Genomic DNA, 5,795 nt, shown 5'->3' on the forward strand with positions numbered 1-5,795 from the left:
GGGGCGCCGGACTGCTCCGGGGCCGGCGGGGCCGGGGCCTGCTGCTGCGGGATCCACTGCTGCGGCTGCGGGTCGTCGTACCCCGGGGCGGGGGCCTGGGCGTACCCCTGCGCCTGCTGCTCGTGACCGTACTGCTGTGCGTAGGACTGCTGTGCGTACGACTGGCCGGGCGGGGCCTCGTACCGCTGGTCGTACTGCTCGTCGTACTGCTGCCCGTACGGCGGCGGGGCGGGCTGGAGGGGCTGCTGTGCGGGCACCTGGCCGTACAGCGGCCGCCCGTACGGGTCGTAGCCGATGAGCTGCTGCTGGGCGGCGTACGGGTCGTACGGATCCTGGGGGTCGTTCACCGCGGGCCTCTCGTCGTTCCGGAAGCTCAGGCTCCCCGGTACAGCTCACGCTTGTCGATGTAGCGCACGACACCGTCCGGGACCAGGTACCAGACGGGATCGCCCTCGGCCACGCGGGCGCGGCAGTCCGTGGAGGAGATCGCCAGCGCGGGCACCTCGACGAGCGAGACCCCGCCCTCGGGAAGGCCGTCGTCGGTGAGGACGTGGCCGGGCCGGGTCACACCGATGAAGTGGGCGAGGGAGAAGAGCTCGTCGGCGTTGCGCCAGGTCAGGATCTGCGCGAGCGCGTCGGCGCCGGTGATGAAGAAGAGGTCCGCGTCCTCGTTGAGGGCGCTGAGGTCCCTCAGGGTGTCGATCGTGTACGTCGGGCCGCCGCGGTCGATGTCGATGCGGCTCACCGAGAACTGCGGGTTCGAGGCCGTGGCGATGACCGTCATCAGATAGCGGTCCTCGGCGGGCGACACGGCCCGCTGGGACTTCTGCCACGGTTCGCCCGTGGGGACGAACACCACCTCGTCGAGGTGGAAAAGGGCGGCCACCTCGCTGGCGGCCACCAGGTGTCCGTGGTGGATCGGGTCGAACGTCCCGCCCATCACTCCGAGCCGGCGCTTGACCGGGCCCGTAGGCATTTCCTGCTCTCCCATGAGCGCAGAGCCTACTGGCCCGGTGGCAGGTGCGCGGAGGCCCGGTCCGGACGAGTGGTTCAGCGGTCGCGGTTCAGGCGCGTGGTCACCCAGAGCATCAGCAGCAGGACGAAGAGCGCACCGCCACCGGTCAGGTAGGGGCTCAGGCTCTCGTGGTTGCCGCCGTGCTCGGCGCCCTCCGATGCGAGGACGACGAGGTTGTGGGCGGTGGTGGAGAGGCTCATCAGGCAGGTACCTATCGAGTCGGGGAGCGAGCGGAGACTTCCCTCACATCGTATGCGGGGGCCCGGGGCACGCTCACGCCGACTCAGGCGTTGGAGAGGATAGAGGCAGTCAGCACAGGCCGATCCAGGGGGAGGCGCCATGACGGACACCGGATTCGAGAAGACACCGGCACGCGATCGCAGGAGGTTCCCGGGCATCTCCTCGCGGGCCTACGAGCATCCGGCGGACCGCTCGGCGCTGGTCGCCCTGCGCAAGCTGACCGGCTTCGACACGGTCTTCAAGGCCCTCAGCGGGCTGCTCCCCGAGCGGAGCCTGCGGCTGCTGTTCCTGTCGGACTCGGTGCGCGTGGGCGAGACCCAGTTCCCCCATCTGCACGAGATGCTCCGCGACGCCTGCTACATCCTGGACCTGGAGAAGGTCCCGCAGATGTACGTGCAGCAGGACCCCAAGCCGAACGCCATGTGCATCGGGCTGGACGAGCCGATCATCGTGGTGACGACGGGGCTGGTGGAACTGCTCGACGAGGAGGAGATGCGGGCGGTCGTCGGCCATGAGGCGGGCCACGCGCTGTCCGGGCACTCCGTGTACCGCACGGTGCTGCTGTTCCTGACGAACCTGGCGCTGAAGGTGGCGTGGATCCCGCTGGGCAATGTGGCGATCATGGCGATCGTCACCGCGCTGCGGGAGTGGTTCCGCAAGTCGGAGCTGTCGGCGGACCGGGCCGGGCTGCTGGTGGGGCAGGACGTGAACGCCTCCATGCGCGGGCTGATGAAGATCGCGGGCGGCAACCACCTGCACGAGATGAACGTCGACGCCTTCCTGGCCCAGGCCGAAGAGTACGAGTCGAGCGGCGACCTGCGCGACTCCGTCCTGAAGATCCTCAACGTGCTGCCGCGCACCCACCCCTTCACCACGGTGCGCGCCGCCGAGCTGCGCAAGTGGTCGCAGAGCCGGGACTACCAGCGGATCATGGACGGGCACTACCCGCGGCGGGACGAGGACAAGGACGCCTCGGTGGCCGACTCCTTCCGCCAGTCGGCCTCGCACTACGCGGACTCGGTGCGCACGAGCAGGGATCCGCTGATGAAGCTCGTCGGCGACATAGCCGGCGGTGCGGGCGACCTGGGCGGGAAGCTGCGCGACCGGTTCACCGGAGCGGCCGGCGGCGAGGAGAAGCCGTCTACCGGACAGGGCTGACGGAGGCGGGCGGCGGCGGTGCCTGGGGCTGCGCCAGGGGCACCCGCGCCGCCTGGTCCGGCTGCGCGGTCCCCGAGGGCGGGCCGGGCGCGGGCGAGGGCGGGGCGGAGGGGTCCGGCGGGGCGGCCGCCGGGTCCATGACCCCGCACAGCCCGGCCGTGCGCCGGGGGTGGCCGCTGGCGTACGGGTCGCTCACGGGCGGGCCGACGGTGGTGGGACCGGCTCCGGCCAGCAGCGGGCGGAAGCCCGCGGCCGGGTCGGCGGCGCAGTCCTGCGGTCCGGCCATCACGTAGGAGGAGGCCAGTTCCGCCCGGCGGGTGGTGAGGTCCTCGTGGTCGAAGCGCAGCCGCAGCTCCCGGCGGACGGTGAAGAGGGAGGCCCCGTCGGGCCCGGCCGGCGGGCCGGCCGCGCCCCGTACGGCGTACACGAAGGTGTGGTCGGTGGTGACCACCAGGACCTCGGGGCTGATCTCCTCGAAGGCGAGGGTGCCGTTGACCCGGACGCGGGTGTCGGCGAGGGCGGCGGTCTGCGGGTCGAAGCGGACCAGCCAGCCGGTGGCGGCGTGCCGGCCGTCCCCGGAGGGCGAGGCCATGCTCTCGTCGAACTGGGCCAGCTGGCCGGGGTCCAGGAGCACCCGCACGGGCCGTGAGGCGCTGCCGGAGAGCACGTCGGGGTCCAGGGAGGACTGCACCAGGTAGTCCTTGGCGATGGACAGGGCGGCGACGATCTGGCTCTCGGTGAAGTGCCGGGTGCGGCGTACGGCCGGGAGGGTGATCCCGGCGGCCCCGGTGCGGTAGTCGGCCGCGGGGCTCCGGGCGTAGAGGTCGGCGGGTTTGCCGCCGGGCACGGCGGAGGACGGCGTCAGGGGCACGACGGTGCTGCTGAGGGGCTCGGTGTCGCCGCCGGCCGGGGCCACGTACGGGTTGCGCAGGCCCAGGTAGACGGCGACGGCGAAGGCCGAGGCGATCAGCAGGACGAGCAGCATGCCCTGGCGGGCGCCGCGCCCCGGGGTGCCGGTGCCGCGGCCCGCGGAGCCGCCGCCCGACCAGATGGAGCGGCTGCGGACGGCCCGGGCGTGCTCGCCCATGCGTTCCTGGGCGGAGAACTCCTGGAGGCGGGCGGCGCGGACGAAGTCCTCGTCGAACACCACCGACCGGTACTCGTCCGGGCGCAGTTCGTCGTCACCTCCGCCGATGTCCTCGGGGGTGCCGTTGGGTGGGTCTCCTGGTACGGCCATCGCTTCTCCCCGCTGTCCCCGCTACAGAGAAGCCCCCGGCTCCGGAACGCGCGAGCGGGGTCGTACCTTCAGGGTTGGCGGCCGACGGGGTACGTAAACGCGCCGACGCCGGTGACTTCCCCGAGCGGGGTACTGGCGGGCGCGGGTGCGGGGTCCGCTTCGCCCGCGGCGCTGCGGTAGACGGCGCTGAAGGCCAGGGCGACCATGCCGAGCCCCATGACGACGGCGAGCACCCAGGCGACCGGTCTCAGCCAGCCGGCGCGGCCGCGGTAGGGGCGCAGGCTGCCGCCGTAGGCCCCGTACGGGCCCTCGGCGTAGCCGTAGGGTCCGGCCTCCCAGGCGGGGTCGTCGAACGGGTACCCGTCCGGGGGGCCGTAGTCGTCCTCCCCCGCCCAGCCTCCGGCCACGCGGGCGGCCTCGGCCTCGGCGCGGGCCAGGTCGGCGGCGCGCTGGCGTTCGGCCGCGCTCGGTTCATGGATCTCGGCGTTCCGGACGAAGGCCTCGTCGAACACCACGGAGGCGAAGTCCTGATCCGCGCCTCCGCGGTCGTCGTCGGGCTCCCCGTCGTCCGGGAACGGCTTGCCCCCCACGTCGTCCGGCACGGGAACAGCGTAGACCTGGGGGGCCGCTTTGGGCAGGGTGAAAGCCGGAATCCGGCCACACCCGGTTCGGGTGGCGGTTACCGGATGTGACCGTCGCCGGTGACGATGTACTTGGTGGAGGTGAGCTCGGGCAGCCCCATGGGGCCCCGGGCGTGCAGCTTCTGGGTGGAGATGCCGATCTCGGCGCCGAAGCCGAACTGGCCACCGTCGGTGAACCGGGTGGAGGCGTTCACGGCGACGGTGGTCGAGTCGACCAGCTGGGTGAAGCGGCGCGCCGCGGCCTGCGAGGTGGTGACGATCGCCTCGGTGTGGCCGGAGGTCCAGCGGCGGATGTGGGCGACGGCGTCGTCGAGGGAGTCCACGACGGCGGCGGCGATGTCGTACGACAGGTACTCGGCGGCCCAGTCCTCGTCGGTGGCGGGCAGGGCGGTGACCTTGCTCTCCTCGGCGGCGGCCAGCACCCGGGCGTCGCCGTGGACGGTCACGCCGGCGTCGGCGAGGGCGTCGAGGGCGCGGGGCAGGAAGGCGTCGGCGATGTCGCGGTGGACCAGGAGGGTCTCGGCGGCGTTGCAGACGGAGGGGCGCTGCGCCTTGGAGTTGACGAGGATGTCCACGGCCATGTCGAGGTCGGCCTGCGCGTCGACGTAGACGTGGCAGTTGCCGGTACCGGTCTCGATGACCGGGACGGTGGACTCCTCGACGACGGTCTTGATGAGGGAGGCGCCGCCGCGCGGGATGAGCACGTCGACGAGGCCGCGGGCGCGCATCAGCTCGCGGACGGACTCGCGGGACTCGCCGGGGACGAGCTGGATCGCGTCGGCGGGCAGCCCGGCGCCGGCGATCGCGTCGCGCAGGATGGCGACGAGGGCGGTGTTGGAGGCGTAGGCGGAGGAACTGCCGCGCAGGAGGACGGCGTTGCCGGCCTTCAGGCAGAGCGCGGCGGCGTCGACGGTGACGTTGGGGCGGGCCTCGTAGATGATGCCGACGACGCCGAGGGGGACGCGGATCTGGCGGAGGTCGATGCCGTTGGGGAGGGTGGAGCCGCGGACGACCTCGCCGACGGGGTCGGGGAGGGCCACGACGTCGCGGACGTCGGAGGCGATGGCGGCGACCCGCTCGGGGGTGAGGGTGAGCCGGTCGATGACGGTCTCGCTGGTGCCGGCGGCGCGGGCCTTCTCGATGTCCCGGGCGTTGGCCGCGACGATCTCGTCGGTACGGGCCGTCAGCGCGTCCGCGATGGCCAGGAGGGCCGTGTCCTTGGCGGACCGCGGGAGTGGGGCGATGGCCGCGGCGGCCGTGCGGGCCGCTGCCGCGGTGGTGAGGACGGGGGAGGTCGCGGTGGCGTCGTCGAGCGAGGTCATGCGGCCCAGGGTAATCCCCGGGCCCCCGGGCCCTCGCCGGAGTTCCACCCCGCGAGACGCCCCCGGTTCCCCGCTGCGCGGGCGAGGTCCCCTACCCGCCCTTCCACCGTTCCCCGGGCGCTGCCCGGACCCGTTCCGGGCGCTCCGCGCCCGGTGCGCTCAAACGCCGCGCGGGCTGGATT

6 protein-coding genes and 1 pseudogene are annotated in these 5,795 nt (G+C 73.1%); 1 reads left to right on the forward strand and 6 read right to left on the reverse strand.

Annotation, left to right across the window (positions count from 1 at the left end; genetic code table 11):
• The 3 genes and pseudogenes from AB0O29_RS33710 to AB0O29_RS33720 form a co-directional block, all read right to left on the reverse strand.
• Window positions 1-347: pseudogene (locus AB0O29_RS33710) on the reverse strand (LytR family transcriptional regulator); the annotation flags it as partial.
• Between the two features lie 26 nt (window positions 348-373).
• Window positions 374-991, reverse strand: coding sequence for a nicotinate-nucleotide adenylyltransferase (gene nadD, locus AB0O29_RS33715; protein ID WP_365159589.1), 618 nt, complete (start codon window positions 989-991; stop codon window positions 374-376).
• 59 nt (window positions 992-1,050) lie between these two features.
• A complete protein-coding gene (locus tag AB0O29_RS33720) occupies window positions 1,051-1,215 on the reverse strand; it encodes a hypothetical protein (protein ID WP_365159592.1) in 165 nt (54 codons plus the stop codon).
• A 139-nt stretch (window positions 1,216-1,354) separates the two neighbouring features.
• On the opposite strand from AB0O29_RS33720, the gene AB0O29_RS33725 reads away from it, so the two are divergent.
• The gene (locus tag AB0O29_RS33725) at window positions 1,355-2,413 is read left to right on the forward strand and encodes a M48 family metallopeptidase (protein ID WP_365159595.1); all 1,059 of its coding nucleotides are present in this window, start codon (window positions 1,355-1,357) and stop codon (window positions 2,411-2,413) included.
• On the opposite strand, the gene AB0O29_RS33730 is transcribed toward AB0O29_RS33725, so the two are convergent.
• From AB0O29_RS33730 to AB0O29_RS33740, 3 genes are all read right to left on the reverse strand, one after another.
• The gene (locus tag AB0O29_RS33730; protein WP_365159597.1) at window positions 2,397-3,650 is read right to left on the reverse strand and encodes a hypothetical protein; all 1,254 of its coding nucleotides are present in this window, start codon (window positions 3,648-3,650) and stop codon (window positions 2,397-2,399) included. The genes AB0O29_RS33725 and AB0O29_RS33730 overlap by 17 nt on opposite strands.
• Before the next feature lie 68 nt (window positions 3,651-3,718).
• The gene (locus AB0O29_RS33735) at window positions 3,719-4,252 is read right to left on the reverse strand and encodes a hypothetical protein (protein ID WP_365159600.1); all 534 of its coding nucleotides are present in this window, start codon (window positions 4,250-4,252) and stop codon (window positions 3,719-3,721) included.
• Window positions 4,253-4,329: 77 nt separating this feature from the next.
• On the reverse strand, window positions 4,330-5,613 hold the full coding sequence (locus tag AB0O29_RS33740; protein WP_365159602.1) for a glutamate-5-semialdehyde dehydrogenase: 1,284 nt from the start codon (window positions 5,611-5,613) through the stop codon (window positions 4,330-4,332).
• Window positions 5,614-5,795 lie beyond the last annotated feature (182 nt).

This window comes from Streptomyces sp. NPDC089915 (genome assembly GCF_040684675.1).
Lineage (GTDB): Bacteria > Actinomycetota > Actinomycetes > Streptomycetales > Streptomycetaceae > Streptomyces.

Bases quoted from the DNA above. Each gene is read 5' to 3' on its own strand.
- AB0O29_RS33720 (WP_365159592.1), bottom strand. From the start codon at position 1,215: ATGAGCCTCTCCACCACCGCCCACAACCTCGTCGTCCTCGCATCGGAG.
- AB0O29_RS33730 (WP_365159597.1), bottom strand. From the start codon at position 3,650: ATGGCCGTACCAGGAGACCCACCCAACGGCACCCCCGAGGACATCGGC.
- nadD (WP_365159589.1), bottom strand. From the start codon at position 991: ATGGGAGAGCAGGAAATGCCTACGGGCCCGGTCAAGCGCCGGCTCGGA.
- AB0O29_RS33740 (WP_365159602.1), bottom strand. From the start codon at position 5,613: ATGACCTCGCTCGACGACGCCACCGCGACCTCCCCCGTCCTCACCACC.
- AB0O29_RS33725 (WP_365159595.1), top strand. From the start codon at position 1,355: ATGACGGACACCGGATTCGAGAAGACACCGGCACGCGATCGCAGGAGG.